The 22,261-nt window shown below is 40.3% G+C and carries 16 protein-coding genes, 1 tRNA gene and 2 pseudogenes; 11 read left to right on the top strand and 8 right to left on the bottom strand.

Annotated elements, in window-relative coordinates; all coding sequences use genetic code 11:
- Positions 1-226 precede the first annotated feature (226 nt).
- Positions 227-1,504 carry an outer membrane protein transport protein gene (locus ATS76_RS07735; protein ID WP_058551685.1) on the top strand — a complete coding sequence of 426 codons (1,278 nt, stop codon included), beginning with the start codon at positions 227-229 and terminating at the stop codon, positions 1,502-1,504.
- A gap of 111 nt (positions 1,505-1,615) precedes the next feature.
- Here ATS76_RS07735 and ATS76_RS07730 read toward each other — a convergent pair whose 3' ends face one another.
- From ATS76_RS07730 to pepA, 3 genes are all read right to left on the bottom strand, one after another.
- Positions 1,616-4,471: a valine--tRNA ligase gene (locus tag ATS76_RS07730; protein WP_058551684.1), complete on the bottom strand. Its 2,856-nt coding sequence runs from the start codon at positions 4,469-4,471 to the stop codon at positions 1,616-1,618.
- A gap of 53 nt (positions 4,472-4,524) precedes the next feature.
- Positions 4,525-4,971, bottom strand: coding sequence for a DNA polymerase III subunit chi (locus ATS76_RS07725; RefSeq protein WP_058551683.1), 447 nt, complete (start codon positions 4,969-4,971; stop codon positions 4,525-4,527).
- A gap of 149 nt (positions 4,972-5,120) precedes the next feature.
- On the bottom strand, positions 5,121-6,632 hold the full coding sequence (gene pepA, locus ATS76_RS07720) for a leucyl aminopeptidase (RefSeq protein WP_058551682.1): 1,512 nt from the start codon (positions 6,630-6,632) through the stop codon (positions 5,121-5,123).
- A gap of 309 nt (positions 6,633-6,941) precedes the next feature.
- Here pepA and lptF point away from each other — a divergent pair, with 309 nt between their 5' ends.
- Together lptF and lptG are read left to right on the top strand one after the other, a co-directional pair.
- A complete protein-coding gene (gene lptF, locus ATS76_RS07715; RefSeq protein ID WP_058405109.1) occupies positions 6,942-8,054 on the top strand; it encodes an LPS export ABC transporter permease LptF in 1,113 nt (370 codons plus the stop codon).
- Positions 8,051-9,118: an LPS export ABC transporter permease LptG gene (gene lptG, locus ATS76_RS07710; protein WP_058405108.1), complete on the top strand. Its 1,068-nt coding sequence runs from the start codon at positions 8,051-8,053 to the stop codon at positions 9,116-9,118. Before lptF ends, lptG begins: the two co-directional genes overlap by 4 nt.
- An 82-nt stretch (positions 9,119-9,200) precedes the next feature.
- Here the strand turns inward: lptG and ATS76_RS07705 are convergent, their stop codons facing one another.
- The gene (locus ATS76_RS07705) at positions 9,201-9,701 is read right to left on the bottom strand and encodes an RDD family protein (RefSeq protein WP_058551681.1); all 501 of its coding nucleotides are present in this window, start codon (positions 9,699-9,701) and stop codon (positions 9,201-9,203) included.
- A gap of 326 nt (positions 9,702-10,027) precedes the next feature.
- On the opposite strand from ATS76_RS07705, the gene ATS76_RS07700 reads away from it, so the two are divergent.
- Positions 10,028-10,112, top strand: a tRNA-Leu gene (locus ATS76_RS07700).
- 223 nt (positions 10,113-10,335) lie between these two features.
- Here the strand turns inward: ATS76_RS07700 and ATS76_RS07695 are convergent.
- A complete protein-coding gene (locus tag ATS76_RS07695) occupies positions 10,336-12,240 on the bottom strand; it encodes an EAL domain-containing protein (RefSeq protein ID WP_058551680.1) in 1,905 nt (634 codons plus the stop codon).
- 12 nt (positions 12,241-12,252) lie between these two features.
- Complete coding sequence (locus ATS76_RS07690) at positions 12,253-13,383, bottom strand: FIST signal transduction protein (RefSeq protein ID WP_058551679.1); 1,131 nt, start codon at positions 13,381-13,383, stop codon at positions 12,253-12,255.
- 268 nt (positions 13,384-13,651) lie between these two features.
- Here ATS76_RS07690 and ATS76_RS07685 point away from each other — a divergent pair, with 268 nt between their 5' ends.
- The 3 genes and pseudogenes from ATS76_RS07685 to ATS76_RS18990 all read left to right on the top strand — a co-directional run bounded on the left by ATS76_RS07685 (position 13,652) and on the right by ATS76_RS18990 (position 16,694).
- Entirely contained in the window at positions 13,652-14,653 is a 1,002-nt protein-coding gene (locus ATS76_RS07685) for a fatty acid desaturase (protein WP_058551678.1), read from the top strand.
- 229 nt (positions 14,654-14,882) lie between these two features.
- Positions 14,883-16,187 (top strand): M20 family metallopeptidase, encoded by a 1,305-nt coding sequence (locus tag ATS76_RS07680; RefSeq protein ID WP_058551677.1) that lies wholly within the window; start codon positions 14,883-14,885, stop codon positions 16,185-16,187.
- Between the two features lie 93 nt (positions 16,188-16,280).
- Positions 16,281-16,694: pseudogene (locus ATS76_RS18990) on the top strand (GFA family protein).
- A 90-nt stretch (positions 16,695-16,784) separates the two neighbouring features.
- Here ATS76_RS18990 and ATS76_RS07670 read toward each other — a convergent pair.
- Together ATS76_RS07670 and ATS76_RS07665 are read right to left on the bottom strand one after the other, a co-directional pair.
- Positions 16,785-18,845 carry a TonB-dependent receptor gene (locus tag ATS76_RS07670; RefSeq protein WP_058551675.1) on the bottom strand — a complete coding sequence of 687 codons (2,061 nt, stop codon included), beginning with the start codon at positions 18,843-18,845 and terminating at the stop codon, positions 16,785-16,787.
- 99 nt (positions 18,846-18,944) lie between these two features.
- Complete coding sequence (locus ATS76_RS07665) at positions 18,945-19,628, bottom strand: substrate-binding periplasmic protein (RefSeq protein ID WP_058551695.1); 684 nt, start codon at positions 19,626-19,628, stop codon at positions 18,945-18,947.
- 118 nt (positions 19,629-19,746) lie between these two features.
- Here ATS76_RS07665 and ATS76_RS07660 point away from each other — a divergent pair, with 118 nt between their 5' ends.
- The 4 genes and pseudogenes from ATS76_RS07660 to ATS76_RS07645 all read left to right on the top strand — a co-directional run.
- A complete protein-coding gene (locus ATS76_RS07660; RefSeq protein WP_058551674.1) occupies positions 19,747-19,995 on the top strand; it encodes a TIGR03643 family protein in 249 nt (82 codons plus the stop codon).
- 81 nt (positions 19,996-20,076) lie between these two features.
- Positions 20,077-20,441: pseudogene (locus ATS76_RS07655) on the top strand (hypothetical protein).
- Positions 20,442-20,459: 18 nt separating this feature from the next.
- Positions 20,460-21,539 carry an endonuclease/exonuclease/phosphatase family protein gene (locus ATS76_RS07650; protein ID WP_058551673.1) on the top strand — a complete coding sequence of 360 codons (1,080 nt, stop codon included), beginning with the start codon at positions 20,460-20,462 and terminating at the stop codon, positions 21,537-21,539.
- Positions 21,540-22,038: 499 nt separating this feature from the next.
- Positions 22,039-22,261 (top strand): IS3 family transposase (locus tag ATS76_RS07645; protein ID WP_058551672.1); only part of this gene is annotated, 223 nt, incomplete at its 3' end.

Genomic DNA, 22,261 nt, shown 5'->3' with positions numbered 1-22,261 from the left:
TCCAAATGATAATTAATTACATTTAGAGTAATTGCTCTAATAACATATTTCTTGTCCGATGAGTTTTAAATAGTTGTTAAAATGTAGTTAAAAAACGTGTTTTTTAGGTGTTTTTGGTGTGATCATGAAGTTTTTTTATAAAAATTAATGTAGTGTAGCCGGGTTTTGAACATAAGTAACAACACACATAGCTACCCAAACAGTGAGTTTGGTTAAGGACACAACAATGAAATTTTCTAAAACGCTTATCGCAGCCTCGCTTGCATTTGTTTCAGCTGACTCTTTTGCAGCTGCGTTTCAACTAGCTGAGCAAAACGCATCAGGTTTAGGCCGTGCCTATGCAGGTGAAGCATCTATTGCAGACGACGCGTCTGTTGTTGCACGTAATCCTGCTTTAATGACTTTATTTAAAGATAAGCAACTAAGTGTTGCTGCTATTGCCGTTGTTCCAGATGTGAGCCTTGAAGGCACCGGCACAAACAATGGCATTGACGCGAACGCATTAGATGACGACAGCATTGCTCCTAGCGCTGTTATTCCAGCAACGTATTTCACTATGCCAGTAAACGACAGAGTATCAGTTGGTTTTGGTGCATTTGCTAACTTTGGTCTAGCGACAAAATTTGATGACGATTACGTGGCAGGTCAAATTGCCGGTGAAACAGAAATTGTTACCGTTAATATGAATGCAAGCGTTGCCTACAAAGTAAGCGAGCAGTTCAGCTTTGGTATTGGCTTAAATGCAATCTATGCAGAAGCTAAAATTATTCGTAAGTTTGGTGCATCTGCGTTACCAATCCCAGCCTCAACAGATGCAGTAAACCTTGAAGGTGACGATATTGGTTACGGCTTAAATGTTGGTGTAATGTACCAATTAGACGAAAACAGCCGTTTTGGTTTTAACTACCGCACAGAAACTGATATCACGTTTGAAGGTGAATACTCAAACGAGCTACCTTCTGCATTTATTCCTGGTGGATTAGACGGACAACTTGAACTTCCTGGTTCGGTTGAAATCATGCTACCTGCTATTGCTGAGTTTTCTGGTTCGCACCAGTTAGATGAAAAGCTAGGCCTACACTACAGTGTATTGTGGACTGGTTGGAGCAGCTTTGATTCATTAGAAGCGCAAGTAACTGCGCCTACGGGTGATAAGTTTAGCGCATTTGAAAAAACAGAAGACTTCTCTGACGCGCTTCGTTACTCAGTAGGTACTGACTACCAGTACAACGAAAACCTATTGTTGCGTGCAGGTATTGCGTTTGACGAGTCACCTGTATCACAACAGCATTTATCAATCTCTATTCCTGATACAGACCGTTTTTGGTTCTCGTTTGGTGGTAACTATACGATTGATAAAAACTCAAACGTTGATCTAGGCGTAAGTATTATTCGTGGTAAAACACAAAACTACACTGAAAAAGACAACTTAGGCTCGCAGTGGTCTTTTGAGTCTAAAGGTCATGCTACGCTTATTGGCGCGCAGTACAACTACACGTTTTAATGTAGAAGTGCCTTTTGGTTAATCACAGGGCACAAAAAAGCCGCTCACTTATTAAAGTGAGCGGCTTTTTTAATGCCCATTAAATGATGTTAATAGGCATTTTATGAAAGTTTATAAGCTTTCTATTTTAGTTTTTTGCTCAAGTAGCTTAGTTTTAGCATCGGTGAATTCAGCTAATTTAGCGTTTTCTTTAGCAAGTACCGCTTCAGGTGCATTGTTTACAAACTTTTCGTTCGCTAGTTTGTTTTGCACTTGTGCTAAGCCTTTTTCAGCTTTTTCAAGTTGCTTATTAATACGTGCAAGCTCAGCTTCTACATCAATTAAGCCCGCCATGGGGATCATAATTTCAAGGTTGCCAACATAAGAGGTTGCACATGCTGGCGCGTCGTCTTTGTTTTCAAGCATCGTAAACTCTTCAAGTTTAGCCAATGATGCTAAGAATGATTTGTTCTGCTCAATGCGGCGTATATCATCGCTTGATGCGTTGGCAAGTAACACGCTAAGCGGTTTACTTGGGCTAATATCCATTTCACCACGAATATTACGAATCGCTAAAATGAATTGCTTAACCCACTCTAAATCGTCCATTGCTTGTGCATCAACGCTTGCTTCATTATAAACAGGGAAGCCTTGTACCATAATGCTAGTGCCTGTAGTTTCAAGGCCTGCAAGTGGTGCTACACGTTGCCAAATCGTTTCTGTGATGTATGGCATCATTGGGTGCATTAAGCGCAGTAAACTTTCAAGCACGGTAATTAGCGTATGGCGTGTACCACGTTGCTGCGCATCATTACCTTTAAACAATACTGGCTTGGTTAGCTCTAAGTACCAATCACAAAATTGATTCCACGTGAATTCGTAAAGCGTGTTAGCGGCTAAGTCAAAGCGGTAGTTATCAAGGTGCTCTGTGTAGGTTTTAACGGTTGCTTCATATTGGCCTAAAATCCAACGATCAGCAAGTGAGTACTCTTTTTCAGCATCATTTGCAAAACCACAGTCTTGCTCTTCTGTGTTCATTAATACGTAACGGCTTGCGTTCCATAATTTGTTACAGAAGTTACGGTAGCCTTCAAGGCGGTTCATATCCCAGTTAATATCACGACCAGTAGATGCCATTGCCGCTAAGGTAAAGCGCAGTGCGTCAGTACCGTGTGCTTCAATACCATTTGCAAATACTTTGCGGGTATCTTTTTCTATTTTTGCAGCAAGTTTTGGCTGCATCATATTGCCAGTACGCTTTTGTACTAAGTCTTCAAGCTCAATGCCGTCAATCATGTCTAGTGGGTCAAGCACGTTACCTTTTGACTTAGACATTTTATCGCCATTGTCATCGCGTATTAAGCCCGTTACATACACAGTTTTAAATGGCACTTGTGGCTTGCCGTTTTCATCTTTTATAAAGTGCAGCGTCATCATGATCATGCGCGCAACCCAGAAAAAGATAATATCAAAGCCCGTTACCAACACGTCAGACGGGTGGAAGGTTTTTAAATCATCTGTATTTTCTGGCCAACCTTGGGTTGAGAACGTCCACAGTGCAGATGAGAACCACGTATCAAGTACATCTTCGTCTTGGCTTAGCGCAACATCATCTGCAATGTTGTTGTCGCGGCGTACTTCTGTTTCATCGCGACCAACAAATACGTTGCCTTCGCTATCGTACCAAGCTGGAATACGGTGACCCCACCAAAGCTGGCGTGAAATACACCAATCTTGTACGTCGTTCATCCACGAAAAGTACATGTTTTCGTATTGCTTAGGTACAAATTGGATGTCGCCGTTTTTAACTGCGTCTTTTGCAGGTTCAGCAAGTGGCGCAACACGTACATACCATTGGTCGGTTAGTAGTGGCTCAATTACTACACCAGAGCGGTCGCCGTAAGGAACGGTTAGGCCATGGTCTTCAATTTTTTCAAGTAGGCCAAGTTCTTCAAATTCAGCCACAATTGCTTTACGTGCAGCAAAACGGTCAAGGCCATGAAAGCGCTCAGGAATTGGCGCATCAAGTTCAAGCTCTTTACCGTCAAAGGTGTATGTTTCACCTTGCGTTAAAATAGCGGCGTCTTTATCAAAAATGTTGATCATCGGCATTTGATGACGCTTACCTACTTCATTATCGTTAAAGTCGTGCGCTGGGGTTATTTTTACACAACCCGTGCCTTTGTCTTTATCGGCATGTTCATCGGCAACAATTTTAATACGACGATTAACGATAGGTAGTAAAATGTCTTTACCAATTAAATCTGTGTAGCGCTCATCATCTGGGTTTACTGCAACACCTGAGTCACCTAGCATGGTTTCTGGACGCGTAGTAGCCACTACAATGTAGTCTTTACCGTCTTGTGTTTTAACGCCATCGGCTAATGGGTAACGTAAGTTCCACATGTGGCCTTGTTTGTCTTTGTTTTCAACTTCAAGGTCTGAAATAGCGGTGTGTAATTTTGGATCCCAGTTTACGAGGCGTTTACCGCGGTAAATTAGGTTTTCTTTATGAAGGCGTACAAACACTTCTTTAACGGCTTCAGATAGGCCATCGTCCATAGTAAAACGTTCACGGTCCCAATCAACTGATGCGCCAAGGCGACGAAGCTGCTTAGTAATTGTGCCGCCAGATTCGTTTTTCCATTCCCAGATTTTATTTATAAAATCTTCGCGGCCTAAATCGTGGCGTGTTTTACCTTCTTCAGCATGCAGTTTACGCTCAACCAACATTTGCGTTGCAATACCTGCGTGGTCAGTACCTACTTGCCATAATGTGTTGTTACCTTGCATACGTTTAAAACGCGTTAGGGTATCCATTATTGTATCTTGGAAGGCGTGGCCCATGTGTAAGCTACCAGTAACATTTGGCGGCGGGATCATAATTGAATACGGTACGCCTTGGCCAGATGGCTTAAAGTAGCCTTTTTGTTCCCAGTCTTGATATAGAGACTGTTCAATATCTTGCGGATTGTAGGTTTTATCCATTACACAGAACCTTAAATAAGTACTTAAATTAGTTGGTTGGTTTGCCTGAGTGGCTAGCTATTAATATCTTGCGTGGTGAGATTGGCACCGAGTTGGCGTAGCTTTTTAAAGCGCTCGCGGGCTGCTTGTTTAGCAGCAGGTTCTACGGGGACAAAATCAAAAACTTGGTTAAATCGACGAATATAATCCGGTAATTGGGTGGCCAAGTTTATTAAAACTTTACGGTTGCCAACAGGTGGCGTAATACCAATTTCTACAGGGGCTCCGCCTTTGGGGCCTTCACCTTGTAAATTGTGTGGTACAAAACTGTCTGGGTCGAATGCCCAAATTATTTCATCAATGGCGCAGGCGGTTTCGTTGTCGTTTACACAAATAAAAACACGTTGCCCATTTCGATACTGATCGGCTGCAACTTGTGCAGCCAAAGCAAAATGATCACCAGCCTGAGCTTTAGACTCATCCTGTTGCTTTAGAACGAAAAATTTAGCGTTCATGTTCATTGTATCGGGCTTTCCCATGACATTGAATGCGTACTAGGTTAATACACATAAATTAAGAGGCAGATTTTGCCATATAACGGGGTTTGCTTCAATTAATACACAAATAAATAAGGCGCCGTGTGGCGCCTTATTTTTAGCTAAATAGGTAATTAATCTTGCGCTGCTTCGCTTACACCCGCTCTGTTTAATAAATACTGAGTTAGCATAGGAACAGGGCGGCCAGTAGCGCCTTTATTTGCACCACTTCGCCATGCAGTACCTGCTACATCTAAATGTGCCCAATTATATTTTTTGGTAAACTTAGATAAAAAACACGCCGCAGTAATTGTGCCAGCCGCACGGCCACCTAAGTTGGTAAAATCAGCAAATGGGCTTTCTAGTTGATCTTGATAGTCGTCCCATAGCGGTAGTTGCCATGCACGGTCGCCACTTTGCTCAGACGCTTTTAATAAGTCGTGGGCAAGGGGGTTATGGTTTGCAAGCAAACCCGTTGCATGAGCACCTAATGCAACAATACATGCACCTGTTAGTGTTGCTACGTCAATTACTGTATCTGGGTCAAAACGCTCAACGTAGGTTAACGCATCGCATAATACTAAACGGCCTTCAGCATCGGTATTAAGTACTTCAACCGTTTGCCCCGACATCGTTGTTAAAATATCACCAGGGCGATAAGCATTTGAGCTTGGCATGTTTTCACAACCGGCTAAAATACCTATTACGTTTATAGGTAGCTGCATTTGCGCAAGTGCACGCATTGCGCCAATAACACCCGCGGCCCCCCCCATGTCGTATTTCATTTCATCCATGCCTTCGCCAGGTTTTAATGAGATACCGCCTGAGTCAAACGTTAAACCTTTGCCAACAAGTACTATTGGCGCTTGATCATCGTTTGCACCTTTGTAGTTAATAACCGACATGACAGATTCGTTATCACTACCACGGCCAACCGCTAAGTATGAGTTCATACCAAGCTCAGCCATTTTTTCTTCGCCAATAATGTCAACGGTGATGTTATCAAAATTGGTAGCCAGCTCTTGAGCTTGTTCACCTAAGTAAGCGGGGTTACAAATATTGGGTGGCATGTTTGCTACGTCTTTACATAGTTTACTGCCAGCTGCAATTGCTAAGCCATGCTCAATAGCGCTTTCGCCAATAGTGAGTTCGCGGCGTGTGGGTACGTTAAATACAATTTTACGAAGTGGACGACGCGGGTCTACTTTTTTACTTTTGAGCTGATTAAACGTGTATAGGCAATCTTGCGTTGTTTCAACTGCCTGACGTACTTTCCAGTAAGTATCTCGGCCTTTGACGTGCTGCTCTGTTAAAAAGCATACTGCTTCCATAGAGCCTGTATCGTTTAAGGTATTTATTGTTTTAGAGATAATTTGTTTATATTGCTTGTCATCAAGCTCGCGCTCTTTACCACAGCCTACAAGTAAAATACGCTCGCTTAATACGTTAGGGACATGATGCAATAATAAAACTTGTCCAGGTTTCCCTTCTAGGTCACCACGGCGAAGTAGATTTGAAATATAACCATCACTGATTTTGTCGAGTTGTTCACCAATGGGGGATAACCTGCGTGGCTCGTAAACGCCAACGACTATACATGCGCTGCGTTGCTTTTCTGGGCTACCACTTTTTACGCTAAATTCCATTGTTGCTCCTGGTTGTGAGTCATTTAAGCTATTAAATAAGACCAAAAATAATATTTTCTAGTATTAGCTGCTCAGCTTATGTAGAGATAATACTCATTTTAGCTGATTTTTACCGACTCTTACTGTGTAATTGAACTTTATATGCTTAAGGGCTACTAATGCAACATTATATCTTGCACTTAGGTAGGATAATTAATTTTGATGGCTTATAATAATACCCTATTTGTCGGTATAAACTGTTCAAAATAGCTATTTAACTATTCGACACTCACTATTGTGGTGAAATACTAAGTTTAACAGGGGCGAGCATTGCTTATTTTTCGTTATTTGACCGCTGAGGTTTTAAAATCGCAGGTCGCCGTATTTTTAACTTTAATGACCATTTTTTTATCACAAAAGCTGGTGGTTATTTTAGGTGACGCATCAGAGGGGAGCATTCCTGCCCAGTTAGTGCTGTCGATGATTGCGTTAAAGTTACCACAGCTTGCCTCGCTGATTCTTCCATTGAGTATATTTCTAGGCATTATTTTAGCCTATAGCCGTATTTATGCCGATAGCGAAATGACGGTATTAAAAGCATGTGGTGTGAGCGAATGGTATGTAGTGCGTGTAACTTTAATATCAAGCGCAGGTTTGGCGCTTTTGGCTGGCGCATTAACTATGTACCTAGCGCCATGGGCCAGTGAACAAGAATATCAATTAAAAGAGCAAGCTAAAGCTGACGCGGGGCTATCAGCACTAAGGGCCGGTCGTTTCCAAGAAACAGGTAACGAAAAAGCCGTGGTGTTTATCCATAACATTGAGAATGGTGGAAAAGAGCTAAACAAAGTGTTTGTTGCACAGCTGCCAAATAGTGATAACGATGAATTAGCTCGACTAGTATACGCAGAGCAAGGCGTGGTAATTGAAGCGCAAAACGGCGAGCAACAGTTAGTGTTAACCGATGGAAAACGATACGAAACCGACGGCACAACGGCTGCATTAAACCTGACCGAGTTTGATGGCTATAGTGTGCAAATTCGCGAACAAGAAATAGAACATCAACGCCGTAAATTAGAAGCCGTGCCAACTAATCAGTTACTCGCCATTAACACCCCTGAGTCTATTGCACAATGGCAGTGGCGTATCGCTATCCCTCTTTCTATTCCGCTGCTTACTTTGCTAGCAGTGCCGCTAAGTGTGGTTAATCCTCGTCAGGGTAAATTTGCTAAATTAGTACCTGCTATCAGTTTGTATCTTGGGTATTTTATTTTATTAAACGCCGCTAAATTTGCGATAGAAGATGGCAAAATACCGCCGTCAATTGGGCTTTGGTGGATTCACTTGAGCGCGTTATTTATTGGTGGCTTATTAATTATTAAAGGTCGACCAATTGGTGCTTTGCTTAAAGCTGTTGTTACTAAGCGGGAGCTAAGCTCATGATGAAAACACTCGATTGGTATTTAGGCCGCAGCATTTTACAAACGACAGGCTTTGCTTTGTTGGTTTTAGTTGGGATCAGCACCTTAATTAAATTTATTGAACAGTTAAAATCGGTAGGGCGTGGTAGTTACGATTTGATTACAGCCATGCTGTATACGTTGTACAGTATTCCTGGTGATTTAGTGGTGTTTTTTCCTATGGCTGCATTGATTGGTGGCTTAACAGGGCTTGGTGCGCTTGCTTCAAATAGTGAATTAGTGGTTATGCAAGCTGCGGGTATGTCGCGGTTGCAAATTATTGGTTCGGTGATGAAAACCGCCATGTTTATGGCCATTTGTATGATGGCGCTTGGCGAGTGGGGCGCGCCAGAGGCACAGTTACGTGCAAAAGAAATGCGAAACCAAGCGATACATGGCGGTGATGTGTTTAGCGCGCAAAAAGGGGTTTGGGCGAAAGATGGAAATAACTTTATAAATATAGAAGATGTGGACGAAAGCGGTAAGCTTAACGGTTTGCACATGTACTATTTTGATAATTCGCTTGAACTGACTCAAATTACTAAAGCTAAAGAAGCAATTAGCCGAAAAGATGGGTGGCTTTTACGTGATGTAAACAAAGTCATTATTACGGATGAGTTAATTACTACTGAGCTACATTCAGAAGAGTTTTACCCATCGCAACTAACCGCCGAAAAGTTAGGGGTTGTATCTGTAAAGCCCGAGTCGCTATCGTTTACAGGGTTATGGTCGTACTTAAGTTATTTAGAGCAAAACGAGCAAGATACCAGTACTTACGATCTCGCTCTTTGGCGTAAGTTTATGCAACCTGTGTCGGTTGCGGTTATGTTACTGGTTGCGCTGTCGTTTATATTTGGCCCATTACGTACAGTAACTATGGGCGCACGTATAATCATGGGAGTGGTTACAGGCATTGTATTTCATTTAACAAACGAGATATTTGGTCCCGTGGTGATGGTTTACCAAATACCTGCCATAATCGGCGCCGTGCTGCCTAGTGTTATTTTTATAGGCTTTGCGACTTACTTGATGAATAAACGGGTATAAGCGCTTATATTTAAAAACAAAAAGGATGACTATTAGTCACCCTTTTTGTTTTTAAATGATTATATCATTATGTATTTACAGGCTAATCGAGCTCGCGGTATATGCGTTTATTCTCTTCTTTTGAAAGCGCAACAACCTCTGTTTTAGATAAGTAATCTTGTAATGCTTTTTTATTTTTAAAATCAACTAACACGACTAAGTTGCCTAAACCAAGTAACGCGCTCAGACAGCGAATAACGGATTGCGACCAGCTAATTAAATTACCGTCGTTAGTTTGCACTCTTAAACGCCATGCTCGCATACCAATTGTTTGCCCACTTTTGGTCCAAAAGTAACTAAAAAAGATAACATTAACGCCCACAAATAACGCACTGCGAATGCCATCTAGTAAAGGCGAATTTTCTATAAATGCAGCAGGGTCTTGGCCTTCTGTTTGTTCAATAAGGCCCGTTGAAATTAACACTTGGATTGCAGCAAAGTACAAAATAGCGGTTAGCATAGATAACGAAATGACGACTAAAGAGTCGTATATAAGCGACGCAAAACGGCGCCAAAAACCAGCACGTGGAAACTCACCCGACATAAAAATACTCTCACTGTTAATGTGTGGCTAGTTTAGCAAAAAAGCGCAAAAATACTAAGCGCTATAGTATGTTGGTATCATTTAACTCTAGGTTTAAACAATATCCGTATTTTTAAAAGTACTTTACTTGCATGGTGCTTTAATTTTTAAATGTTAATAGTTGCCTAAATGTTAAGCGGTTGATCATGCTTATGTAATAAAAGGCTTGCTGCTAACCCTATTGTTTGTATAATGCTTGGCATAGAGACGAGGGAACATAAATAATCCTAAGCTCTAAAGTGGTTTTTCTTTATCTTCTCGTGTTTAGAAGGTTAAAGAAAAATGATGCCAGCGTGATGAAATTGGTAGACATGGGGGATTCAAAATCCCCTTCCGAAAGGAGTGCCGGTTCGAGTCCGGCCGCTGGTACCACTTTTTATAACCTCTGCTAGATTTAGCAGGGGTTTTTTTATGTCTGAAATTTGTGATTACGGACTCGAGTGGCACTCAAGTGCACTGCTATAAGTTAAAGTCCGGCCGCTGGTACCACTTTTTATAACCTCTGCTAGATTTAGCAGAGGTTTTTTTATGTCTGAAATTTGTGATTACGGACTCGGCACTCAAGATGATATTTTAAAATATGATGCATTAAATTTTAAATGGTCATATCGCTTTGCGTGGGCTGTTTTTGTATTAGTTTTGTAAATGAATCAGAAGGCATAGGGCGGTACATAAAAAATCCTTGCGCCATCTCGCACTGCGCCTTTGATACGTAATCGAGAGTTTCTTGATCCTCTATTCCCTCTGCAATAATAGCTAAATCCAAATTATGACCAATATCGATAATACATTTGGCAATGGCAGCGCTTTGTTCATCAGTGATTACATTTTGTAAAAACGATTTGTCTATTTTTAAATAATCGATAGGTAATAACTGTAAATAACTAAAAGAGGAGTAACCTTTACCAAAATCATCTAGCGCAAACGCAACACCATAGTGCTTTAGCTTATGCATGGTTTTACTCATCTTCTCTTTATTTTCCATAAAAATAGATTCAGTCAACTCAATAATTAATTGATTGCCACTAATTGTTGAACTCGAGATGCTTTCAATAATGTAATCAATAAAGTGCTCATCTTGAAACTCAATAATTGATAAGTTAACCGCAAGTTTTAAAGGCGTTATGTTCTCTTTTTGCCATTGTTCTAATAGCGATATAGCCGAGCTAATAGCAAATTCACCTATTTTTTTTATTAACCCGGTTGATTCAGCAATAGGAATAAATAAATCGGGCGGTACAGACTCTCCGCTAGCCGTAAACCAGCGCATCAAAACTTCTGCTCCCAAAATCTGATTGCAGTCTAAACCTATTTTAGGCTGTAGATATATTTCTAATTCTTGATTATTTATCGCTTTACGAAGTTCGCGCTCAATATCCATTTGTTCACGGGCATGCGCTTCTAGTTTTCTGTGATAAAAACGGTATGCATTTTTGCCATTATTTTTGGCATCATACATCGCCATATCGGCGTTACTCAGTAAGGAGTCGGGCGTAATACCATCTTGTGGGTACAGTGCAATTCCAATGCTTGATGATACATATTGAGGTCGCCCATTTATAATAAACTCTTTACTTATTGTTTCTAACAATGCGTCACAAAGGTTTTCAATATTATTTTTTGACTTAACAAGCTCAACAAGTATTACAAACTCATCTCCACCTATTCGGGCAAGTGTGTCTTGCTCTCTTAAACGGTGGTTAATACGCTCTACCATTTTAATTAGTAGTTCGTCCCCGCCTTTGTGGCCCTCAGTGTCGTTAACTCGCTTAAAGTTGTCTAAGTCTAAAAAGAGCACTGCGGTCATCGAGTCATCACGTCTTGCGAGCGTTAATGAATGCTCAAGGCGGTCCATAAATAATTGACGGTTTGCTAATCCAGTTAGGGCGTCATGGTAGGCTTGAAAATGAATGATTTCTTCATGTTCTTTTTCAACGCTGATATCACGAATACAAAATACACGACCAATAAGTTGGCCATTTTTAAGCTGAGGGAGTGAGCGGTAACTATAATGTTTGTCGTCGATAGATTCAAACTCGCCACTCAATGCCTGTTTTGAGTCTGCTTTTAATTGCGCGATAATGTCGGCGCTTTTGTTGCCTTTTTTTATTACTTTATCTATTTGGCTAAAATAATTATATGCGTCTAAATTAAAGCGCTCGAAGAACTCTCTGGCCATTATATTGGCGCTCACAACGTTACCTTTTAGGTCTAGCACAGTAACTTGTTCGCCTATAGCGTCAAATGTTGCATTAAGCACACTAATTGAATGTTCTAATTGTTGCTGTGTATCTGAAAGCTCATTAAGCTGGTTTTTAAGTAAATCATTGCGTTCGTTTAATTCGTTAGACGTAATAAATAATGACCGCTCTAAAATATTAATTTCGCGCTCATTCAGTTCATAAGCATCAGATACCCGCGATATAATATCGGTATACTCTTGAACAAAGCTTTCATCAACCTTACTACGTTTTAACTGGCGTGCTAGCAGTTTATGCAACTTGTAAACCTCTTAGTCTTCAGTTAGCAAGGTGAGTGTCATGGTTTGATTATGTAAATGACACGGGCCAAAAGGAACATGAGGCGATAACTCCCCGTAAGAGTAAAACCCGGTTCTAGTGCAGTTCTCGGGAAGTAAGTCTGCGATTGTTTCAAGTTCTTCTTCAATTAATTGGTCAAGTATCATTCGTCGACCAACACAGCTCACTAAAAGCGCAAGAGTTGGCTGGTTACTGCCCATCATGTGTATGGCGGCTTCACCCGCTTGTTGTGCTCCATCAATTAGATTTTCGTAGTTTGCGCGCATTAGTTGGCATTTAGCCCCTTCAGGAAGATTACCTGCAAAGGTCATGCTTTTTTTATCTTCATCAATACTTAAAATGGTTCTGACTACGGATTGTTCTTCACCAACTTCTTGCATAGATAGCGGGAATAATAAAGCAGAGCTTGGCAGCCCGTCAGCGTATTCACCTAGCATCGTTTTGTACAATTCCAGTGAAGGACTGTGGTCTATTTCATAAAGGGTATTTTTAGTTGATTTGGTAATTTCGCGTATAGGGCCAAATGGTTTCCACCCGCCCATGGTGCCATGGCTAATATTTAACTTTTCGCCATAAAACCCAACAAGAACTACCAAGCCTTTAGTTACGTTATCATTGTGCCATACTATGGTTTCTTTAAAGCGAGCCTGATCACCCGCTAAGCCACCAGTTACAAGTACGTTTTTAGGTAATGCGCCAGTAATACTCTCAATGAGCTCGCTGCCGTTTATAAGCTGCCCATCAGAAACAACAAACACATAACGTAAGCCATTATGATCTAATTGATTTACAAGTGCGGCGCCCAAAGAGCTTGAGTCAGCATAGTTACTAATGTTATCTGACTTGGCAACAACATGACTTTTCTCAAAGTGGACGGCGGTCAGCGCTATACTTTCGTCGTGTATTTCACTACCTTGAATTTCTCCGCTGGTAGAACACCCTACAATTTCAGCCTCAGGAAAAGATGATTTTAATTGTGACAACATGTGTGATGTTGCCATGGCATGTTTGTCACCAAAAGCAAATACTAATGCAGCATCAGATTCTTTAGGTAGCGACGTGTGCCATTTGCCTTCTTTATAAATAGATTGAAAAGTGTTCATAATTTAAAGGCTTTCCCGTACAACTATGTTATTTATAATATAGGTTATAGGGTAAATGCAGGTAAATCCACATTTGTTACGTTTAATTAACGCTCTTTTATAGTGTTTACCATTTTATAAATTAAGTATTTAACCCTTTTAGATAGGAAATTAGGCTTAACATTTAAAAATTGATTTTTTGCTTAAATACAATGAAATCCAACTTAAATGTTTTAGCGTACAATATAACTAAGTATCATGTTTACAACACGGTTTTAAGAACGTTCATATGACTCAGCTAAGTGCCAAACAAAATATTCAAGCAATTGTTAAAGCTATAAAAGCCGAAGAGGCAGTACTTCGCCAAAAATACCCTTTGCTTGCTCATCAAAATACCATTGGGCTTGTTATATTATTGCTCTCGTTGAGTGCTTTAATTGGTGTTGGGGTTTTGTATTACCTTGCCATTATACCTGCATGGGCTTGTATTATTTTGGCAGCTATGGCGGCTTCGATTTCTCACGAACTTGAGCATGATCTCATTCATAAACAGTATTTTAGTAACCAGCGCTTAATCCATAATTTTATGATGTTAACGGTTTGGTTAATGAGGCCAAACACAATCAGCCCATGGTATCGCCGCAAAATGCATTTACATCATCATAAAACATCGGGTACGGAGCAAGATCTCGAAGAGCGCTTAGTGGGCAATGGCATTAAAAATCCATTTATGCGTGCGCTTGTTATTGTGGACGGTTTGATCGGTTTAGTTATTAATACCAAACGTTTTAGTAAAGAAATTAAAGGATTTAGTTTTTTAAGTGTGTTTAATGCGGGCTTTCCAGTAACAACTACATACTTTATTATTTTGTATAGTGTAATTATATTCCATACAGTTGACTTTTTTGTACCGATTGAAGCAAGCACCCCAGCTCTAGCGTTAGAGGTTATAAATGTGTTTGAATTTATGATGATTGTGTTAATTGTGCCAAATATAGTGCGCTCAAGCTCGCTTAATTTTGTTACCTCAAGCATGCACTATTATGGCGGCGTAAATAATATGCTTGAGCAAACACACGTAATTACAAGCCGTTTGTTTATGCCGTTTCACCTTTTTTGCTTCAATTTTGGTAAAACGCACACTATTCATCATTTTGTACCAAACCAACCTTTTTATCTGCGCCAAATGCTAAGCAAAAAAATCCTCGACGTAATGCGCCAGCACAATGTACGGTTTAACGACTTTAACAGTATAAAAAATGCAAATGCTTACGACCCTCAAGCTAGTTAATACAAAAAGCCTGAGTTTGATTATTAAAACCAATTGTATGCGCGATTGGTTTTTTTGTTTTAATTACATTTAACATTTAAATTCAATTTTAGTATCGCAGAGTAAATCTATGTCGTCTGTGCGGTTTAAGGATAGTGTATTTAAAATGGTGTAGGCTATAACTCAACAGCACTCTTCTATAACACTAAATCGGTTGTTGGGTTTCATTAAAATAATAAAGGAAAATAGGATGAAAAAATCACTACTTTCAGTGGCATTGGGTCTTGCTGCGCTTGGTGCATTTAACGCAAAGGCAAACCTTGATCAGCACGTTAAAAATGTAGAGCAGCAAGTAATAGAATGGCGACGCGACTTTCACCAAAACCCAGAGTTGGGTAACCGCGAAACGCGTACCGCAGGTATTGTGGCTAAACATTTGAAGTCGTTGGGTATGCAAGTACAAACCAACATTGCTTACACCGGCGTAGTGGGTATTTTAAAAGGCGCAAAACCGGGGCCTACGGTAATGCTACGTGCTGATATGGATGCACTGCCTGTAACCGAAAAAACAGATGTACCCTTTAAATCAACAAAAACAACAAACTACCGCGGTGTAGATGTGGGGGTTATGCATGCCTGCGGGCATGACACGCATGTCGCCATGTTGATGGGGGCAGCACAAGTATTGGCCGATATGAAAAGCGAGCTTCACGGTAATATTATGTTTGTGTTTCAGCCTGCAGAAGAAGGCGCACCCATAGGTGAAGAAGGTGGTGCAGAGTTAATGCTAAAAGAGGGGATATTTACTAAATATAAACCCGACGTGGCATTTGGTCTTCACATAACATCGAGCCTACATACGGGAAAAATTGGATATAGAAGCGGCCCAGCTATGGCAAGTTCTGACAGGTTTGAAATAACGGTTAATGGCCGACAAGCGCATGGTTCAGCTCCTTGGACGGGTGTAGATCCTATTGCAGCAGCTGCGCAAATAGTAACGGGCGTTAATCATATTGTGAGCCGCCAAGTAAACATAACCAAAGAGCCAGCAATAGTCTCGTTTGGCAAAATAGCAGGTGGGGTGCGTAACAATATAATCCCTGAAAAAGTTGAAATGGTAGGTACTATTCGCAATTTTGACATGAATAATAGAGCACAGATTTTTGAAAAAATAAAAACAACGGCCACACATATTGCTAAGTCGTCGGGAGCAACAGCCGATGTACATATTCACGAAGGCTACCCGGTAACGGTTAATAACCCAGCCCTTACTGCGCAGATGCTACCAACCCTTGCAAAAGCGGCGGGTAAAAATAACGTAGTGGAAATGGATAAAATTACCGGTGCAGAAGACTTTTCGTTTTATGCATTAGAAATCCCCAGTGTATTTGTATTTTTAGGTGGTACGCCAAATAGCCAAGATTTAAAAACGGTACCAAGTAATCACTCACCTTATTTTTATGCTGATGAGTCATCATTTAAAGTAGGCACTAAAGCATTGAGCCAGTTAGCGGTCGATTACTTAGAAAGTAAAAAGCAGGCTCCTAACAATTGAGTTAGTAAAAGTCATAAGCTAACTCAATGTATTTTAAGCGCAGTACGTAAAGATGTGTGAAGGCTCTATAGGCCTATGTTAGAGGATTACTATATGAAAATCACAGGAAGCTGTTTTTGTGGCGATATAACTTACGAGGCCACGTCACAAAATAATAATGTAGTAGTGTGCCACTGTAGTGATTGCCAACGCATGTCGAGTGGCCCATTTAGAGCCGTTGTGATTGCAGAGCCTAATTCGGTTAATTTTACAAAAGGGTAACCTAAAGAGTATGTAAAAACAGCGCAAAGTGGCAATAAGCGAGCGCAAGGTTTTTGTGCCAATTGCGGCACATCACTTTATGCAACAAATGAGTCACCTATCGATCGCAAATATGGGCTGCGCATAGGGGCGATTGATCAGCGCGATTTATTTACACCTTCAATACAAATTTGGACGAAGTCAGCACTGCCATGGCTTGATGATTTACATCATGTTGATGCATTTGATAGCACCCCACAAAATTAGTCCTGTAAATGCTTGATTAAACGCATGCTTGTAATAAAAAACAAAACGACTTATAGCGCATATAAGTCGCTTTGTTTAAATAAGCTTTATTTACCAAGTGTACGATGCCGATAACATTGCATTGCGTGGTTTACCCGGGAAGTATCTATCGCCAGTAAAACTGGTGTAATCAGCTCGCTCAGCATAGGTTTCGTCGGTTAGGTTAATAATACGAGCCAAAACATCAACATTTTTAGTTACTTGCCATTGGGCTCTAAAACTTAAAACAGAGTGGCCTTCGTATTTATTTAAGTTTTCGGGGTCTGTGTAATAGTTTCCAACATGATGCCACTGTAATGCAAACCGTGCATTACTAAACGCTTGCCAAGTAACATCGAGGTTTGCGATGTTGCGAGGCGCCGTATCTATGTCGTTGCCATTTATGTTTAAACCATTAATTATCTGATCATTTGTGTAACTGTGTTTGGCATGTGTGCCTGCAAAGTTAACCGACACATTATTTGTTAATTGATAATCAAGCTCAAGTTCAACCCCTCTATGGCGAGAGCTGCCATCATTTACAGTGAAAAAGTCGCTATCACGATAAATAGTATTGTGTTTACTCATAGCATATACAGATAAGCCGTAATTAAATTTACTGTATAATCCTTTTATACCAAACTCAGCGTTGTTAGCTATTTCTGGGTTTAAATTAGCGGTGGTTTGCTCGCGTTGTAATTGATATAACTCAGCAGCTTGTGGCGCTCGGTAACCGCGAGAAAAGTTAGCGTAAAACGTGTTATTACTGTTGTACTGGTAACTTATTCCAAGTTTAGGTGAGGCATTACTAAAGCTATTTATAGTGCTGGCAGGGCGGCTGTACCTACAGCCTCCAAACCCACACTCGCTGCCGTCTTCTTTTGTTCTGCCCGCAAGCATATTATTTGTGTAGTCGTACTGCATGTGTTCGTAACGCACCCCTGCGGTTATCAGCCATTTATTTAATTGCCAATCTAGTGATGCAAATGGTGCATAGAGGGTCGCATTAACATCGTAATCATAATGCTTACCTTGTGGCACGGTAGCGACTAAAAATGCCGATCCTTGCGTTGCCTCATTTTGACTTTGTAAAAAGTCGGCTTGGGTGTACTCGCCATCTAAGCCTAAGTTCAGAGTTACATTGTTATTTATACTGTGCTTATAAAGCGATTGAACCCCAATACCTGTTTGACTGTTTTTTTCAAGCGGTGTGCCTGGCAAAAAATGTTTAAAAAAGTCCATACTTTGATCGCGCATATACACAGTGGTAGAAAGTACATCGTTATTGGCTAATTGCCATGTTGCATTGCTCCACGCTCGAAAAGATGTTGCCTTTCTAAAGGCATCGGGGTCGAAGTTTTGTTGTGCTATATCTTCATTTTTATAGCTTTCAAATCCAGTAATAAAACCAGCTGTTTGCTGATCTAAATGTGTATAAGTTATACCCGATGTAAGCAATAAGTTATCACGCTCTAAACGATGACGAATGTTTACTTTTTGCTGCTTAACACTTTCATCATCACGATATCCGGTATCGTCAGTAATGCTAGCGTTTATGCCAATTCCGCTGTTCCCATAGTCTTGCCCTGCACGTAATTTAACGCGTGCATAGCCATATGAGCCATAATCTACGCCCAATAAACCGCCGCCTTGAGTTGTGTCGGGTGTTATTACATTAATAACACCATGCACAGCATTTGAGCCGTATAAAGCTGAACCCGGCCCTTTTAACACCTCAATACGTTTGGCCATTTCACTATGCGATTCAAATAGCTCGTTAATATTACAAAAACCCGCAGCGCGAAGCGCTATTCCATCTTCTAAAGTTAGCACACCACCACATGCGCCAGCCCCAGACAAAACTGGCGAGCGAAGCGCAGGTAAATACTCTTGGCCATTGCCGCGTTGCACATTAGCACCAGCAACGCGTTGCAGGGCTTCTTCAATGTGAGTAGGTGCAATGCTCTTAAGTTGCGCCTCGGTTAGGGTAGAAATAGACAATGGAAGGGGTGTAGAAAGCGCTTCGACCCTCGATGCTGTGGTGGTAATAACTTCAATTGAGTCTGTACTTTTCTGATCAGCAACAACAGCTTGGCTAAACGGCAAAATGAGCGGCAAACAATAATATTTCATACATACCTAAAACGTTGTGAAAATAGCTTAGGTTGATGATATGTGGTTTTTGTATGTATTTAAACTTGTTGCGTTAAAGCACATACTAACGCTAACCAATTAGCGGTCATTAAAGCGTTTAATTTGTTCATTAATTATGTTTATGTCGACGACACCTGGTTTAAATGCAATATAAACAGGTAAGCTGGATTCATGGAACTGACGAGCGTGAATGCCGACACTGTTTTTTGCAAACCAAAGCCCAGCTTGATAATTAGTGATTATAAAATCAACACGCTTTTTTTCTAATAACTTGAAAGAATCTGACGTTGAAAGTGTATGCATTATATTTTTAGGCAATATTTTGTATTTATCAGCTATTTCATTAGGTAAGGCAACGCCTCGTAGCATAGCTATTCTAGTGTGAGAAAAGTCTTCATTATTTAGCGAGTTTTTATTTAAAGCAAATAGTCCAAACTTGGTGACATGTGTAGGGTGCTGAGTAAACTCTAAATGTTTTTCGCGTAGTGTATTTGTTGCCAAGGAAAAATAACAGTCGTAATAGTTTAGAATCATTTCTTTTTTTACACGTGCCCAAGGTAAGTGTATTACTTTAATGTTTAAACCTAAGCTTTGCTTTAAGTAATTTATCAGATCAATGTCTGAGCCTGTAAATGTGTTTTTTTGCTCGTCGAAAATAGTATAAGGCGGGTAGTGAGTTGTAACGCAGCGCAATGTTTTACCTGGCTCAGCAAAGGCTAACGATGACGCCGTTAAAGCGAAGATTAATAAAATAAAGCGCATAACTATCAAATCCATTTTCTTTTAAGTATATAACCTATTTTTTAATTTTAAAGTGACTCATGAAATTGATGATCTATGCGTTTTTTTAACGCGTATATAAACATTTTTGGAAGGCATTATGTTTGACGCAGAGCAGCAATCACGCATCATAGAAATGGCATGGGAAGACAGAACACCCTTCGAAGCCATTGAGCAGTTATACGGATTAAAGTACCCTCAGCTCGTTGTTTTTATTCGAGATCATATTTCTAAGGGAAGCTTTAAAGTGTGGCGTAAGCGCCACGCAGGGCGTAAAACTAAGCACTTAAAGTTACGCGATCCCGCTATTATGCGCAGTCATTGCAAAACCCAGTACAAACACCGTTAACACCGTAAATTTAAGCGCTATTTCATTTGATGTTCATCCTAGCTTGTTAGTCTTAGATGACTTTTAGCACTGGAGATACTTATGAAAGCAGCTATTTATATCGCACTCATCACACTTGCGCTGTCATCTGTTGGGGCACAAGCTAACCCAAACAAAGACAATCATGGCCAGAACCAAGGTAAAAGGTTGGCCATAAAAAACACAAGCATCATGATAATAACTCTCTTTCTAAAAAAGAGAAAAAGCAGCTACTTCGTGCAGGGTGGACCCCACCGGGTAAAAGTAAGCGTTACCATACCGGCGACATTTTAGAAGTTGATATATACAAACGTGGTAGAGTTGTTGAACGTTCGAAAAATAATGGTACTGTAAGTATTGAAATCGACCGTAAAATTATTCACTTAGTACACGACACACGAGAAATCTTATCAATTTTGAACCGTTAATATAAAGGGATTTAAGTAATGCTTACATTGCTGGCTGTAACTGCAGGCTTTTTTTTACTGGTTACGTTATTACCTATGTCATACAGCCAACACTACTTGGTTAGAAGTTGCGACTTTGTTCGCTTACAAGTGTTTTATATTGCTAGTTTTATATTTGTTAGTTCACTATTTTTGTTATGGCTAAATAGTGATACGCATTATATTTATATTACGCTCGCATCTGTAATTATTATGGTTTTACAAGGTAAGTGGATCTTTCCTTATACTTGGCTTGCAAAAAAAGAAGTACAAAGCGCGAGCAAAAACAGCGAGCACAGTATAAGAATTATGTCGGCTAATGTGCTTATGTCAAACCACAATAGTGAGCAACTAATAACCTTGGTAAATCAGCATAAACCTGATTTACTCATTACCCTTGAAAGCGATAGCTGGTGGGAAGAAAAGCTATCGGTGCTAAAAAAAGATTACCCTTACTATATTGAATGCCCGAAAGACAACCGCTACGGTATGCATTTATACAGCAAATTTAAATTACTCGATGCCCAAATATGTGAATTAATAGAAGACGATATTCCTTCAATTCATATTTTATTTGAAAACGACGAAGGCCTAAAAATGCAAGGGCACTTTATTCACCCCGCACCACCTAGCCCAACTGAAGAAGATTCATCGCGTCCGCGTGATAGCGAATTAATCATGGTTGCCAAAGCGGTAAAAAATCCAACTCGCCCAACCATTGTAGCGGGCGATTTAAATGATGTAGCTTGGTCGCGCAGCACACGTTTATTTATGCAAATAAGTGGCTTTTTAGATCCCCGTAAAGGTCGCGGTTTTTATAACACATTCCATGCTGGTTACTTTTTTATGCGCTGGCCGCTCGATCACCTATTTCATAGCCAAGGGTTTAAAGTAAAACGTATTAAGCGCCTCGCAAAATATGGCTCAGACCACTTTGCGCTGCTTACTGAGCTTTCTTATGAAAATGCCAATCAGCAGTCATTAGAGGACAAACCCGACAAGTTAAAGCAAGAGGAAGTAGCAGAACTGACTATGAGCAAAGCCGATAAGCGAAAAGTCCCCAGGTTTGAGAATAGCTAGCTATTAGTTTTTAGCTGTTAGTTGAATACGTTTTAACTTAAACACTCAGGTTTGATTCATGATATTTTATCAAACTTGATTACTTCATCAGCTAGTGTAGGTCGGATAAGCGAAGGGCCATCCGACACAGTAAAATACCTTGCCAGTTATAATCAATATTTTATGTTGTCGAGTGGCTCAGGGCGTGAAGTTGCCTTTCAGGTTTAACTCGTTTCTACCCCAAAACGAGTTAATTCAAATGCTCTAATGGCGGCTTTGAGCGATAACCAGACATTCAGGTGGGTTGTAATTGTCTTCGTAATAATAAAAGAATACTTTCCCTTTTTCACATGTTTAAATAAGCATAATACTTATAACTGGTAATAACTTACACTATTTGTTATTAATATAAGTTCACAAAATGAGGATGTTTTCGCACTAAAATAAGAAAAGTGTTGTGATTCAATGAAACCGGACACCAATTTAGGTGGTATTATTACCACTCAAACTGAGGTGTTCTATGACAAAACAACGTCGCTCTTTTTCTCAAGAGTTTAAACTTGATTCAGCAAAATTAGTCCTTGATGAAGGATACTCATTCCCTGAAGCTGCTCGCTCACTAGAAGTCGGTGAAACAGCTCTTCGTCGCTGGGTTAAACAATTACAAGATGAGCGTGGTGGCACAACACCAAACTCTAAAGCTCTTACTCCTGAACAGCTTAAAATTCAGGAGCTTGAAGCTA

Source organism: Pseudoalteromonas sp. 10-33, from assembly GCF_001469195.1.
Taxonomy (GTDB): Bacteria; Pseudomonadota; Gammaproteobacteria; order Enterobacterales; family Alteromonadaceae; genus Pseudoalteromonas.
This window is presented reverse-complemented; position numbering and strand designations above follow the sequence as displayed.

Coding starts and splice junctions, on each gene's coding strand:
- ATS76_RS07735 (WP_058551685.1), top strand. CDS start 227: ATGAAATTTTCTAAAACGCTTATCGCAGCCTCGCTTGCATTTGTTTCA.
- ATS76_RS07730 (WP_058551684.1), bottom strand. CDS start 4,471: ATGGATAAAACCTACAATCCGCAAGATATTGAACAGTCTCTATATCAA.
- ATS76_RS07725 (WP_058551683.1), bottom strand. CDS start 4,971: ATGAACATGAACGCTAAATTTTTCGTTCTAAAGCAACAGGATGAGTCT.
- pepA (WP_058551682.1), bottom strand. CDS start 6,632: ATGGAATTTAGCGTAAAAAGTGGTAGCCCAGAAAAGCAACGCAGCGCA.
- lptG (WP_058405108.1), top strand. CDS start 8,051: ATGATGAAAACACTCGATTGGTATTTAGGCCGCAGCATTTTACAAACG.
- ATS76_RS07705 (WP_058551681.1), bottom strand. CDS start 9,701: ATGTCGGGTGAGTTTCCACGTGCTGGTTTTTGGCGCCGTTTTGCGTCG.
- ATS76_RS07690 (WP_058551679.1), bottom strand. CDS start 13,383: ATGAACACTTTTCAATCTATTTATAAAGAAGGCAAATGGCACACGTCG.
- ATS76_RS07685 (WP_058551678.1), top strand. CDS start 13,652: ATGACTCAGCTAAGTGCCAAACAAAATATTCAAGCAATTGTTAAAGCT.
- ATS76_RS07680 (WP_058551677.1), top strand. CDS start 14,883: ATGAAAAAATCACTACTTTCAGTGGCATTGGGTCTTGCTGCGCTTGGT.
- ATS76_RS07670 (WP_058551675.1), bottom strand. CDS start 18,845: ATGAAATATTATTGTTTGCCGCTCATTTTGCCGTTTAGCCAAGCTGTT.
- ATS76_RS07665 (WP_058551695.1), bottom strand. CDS start 19,628: ATGCGCTTTATTTTATTAATCTTCGCTTTAACGGCGTCATCGTTAGCC.
- ATS76_RS07660 (WP_058551674.1), top strand. CDS start 19,747: ATGTTTGACGCAGAGCAGCAATCACGCATCATAGAAATGGCATGGGAA.
- ATS76_RS07650 (WP_058551673.1), top strand. CDS start 20,460: ATGCTTACATTGCTGGCTGTAACTGCAGGCTTTTTTTTACTGGTTACG.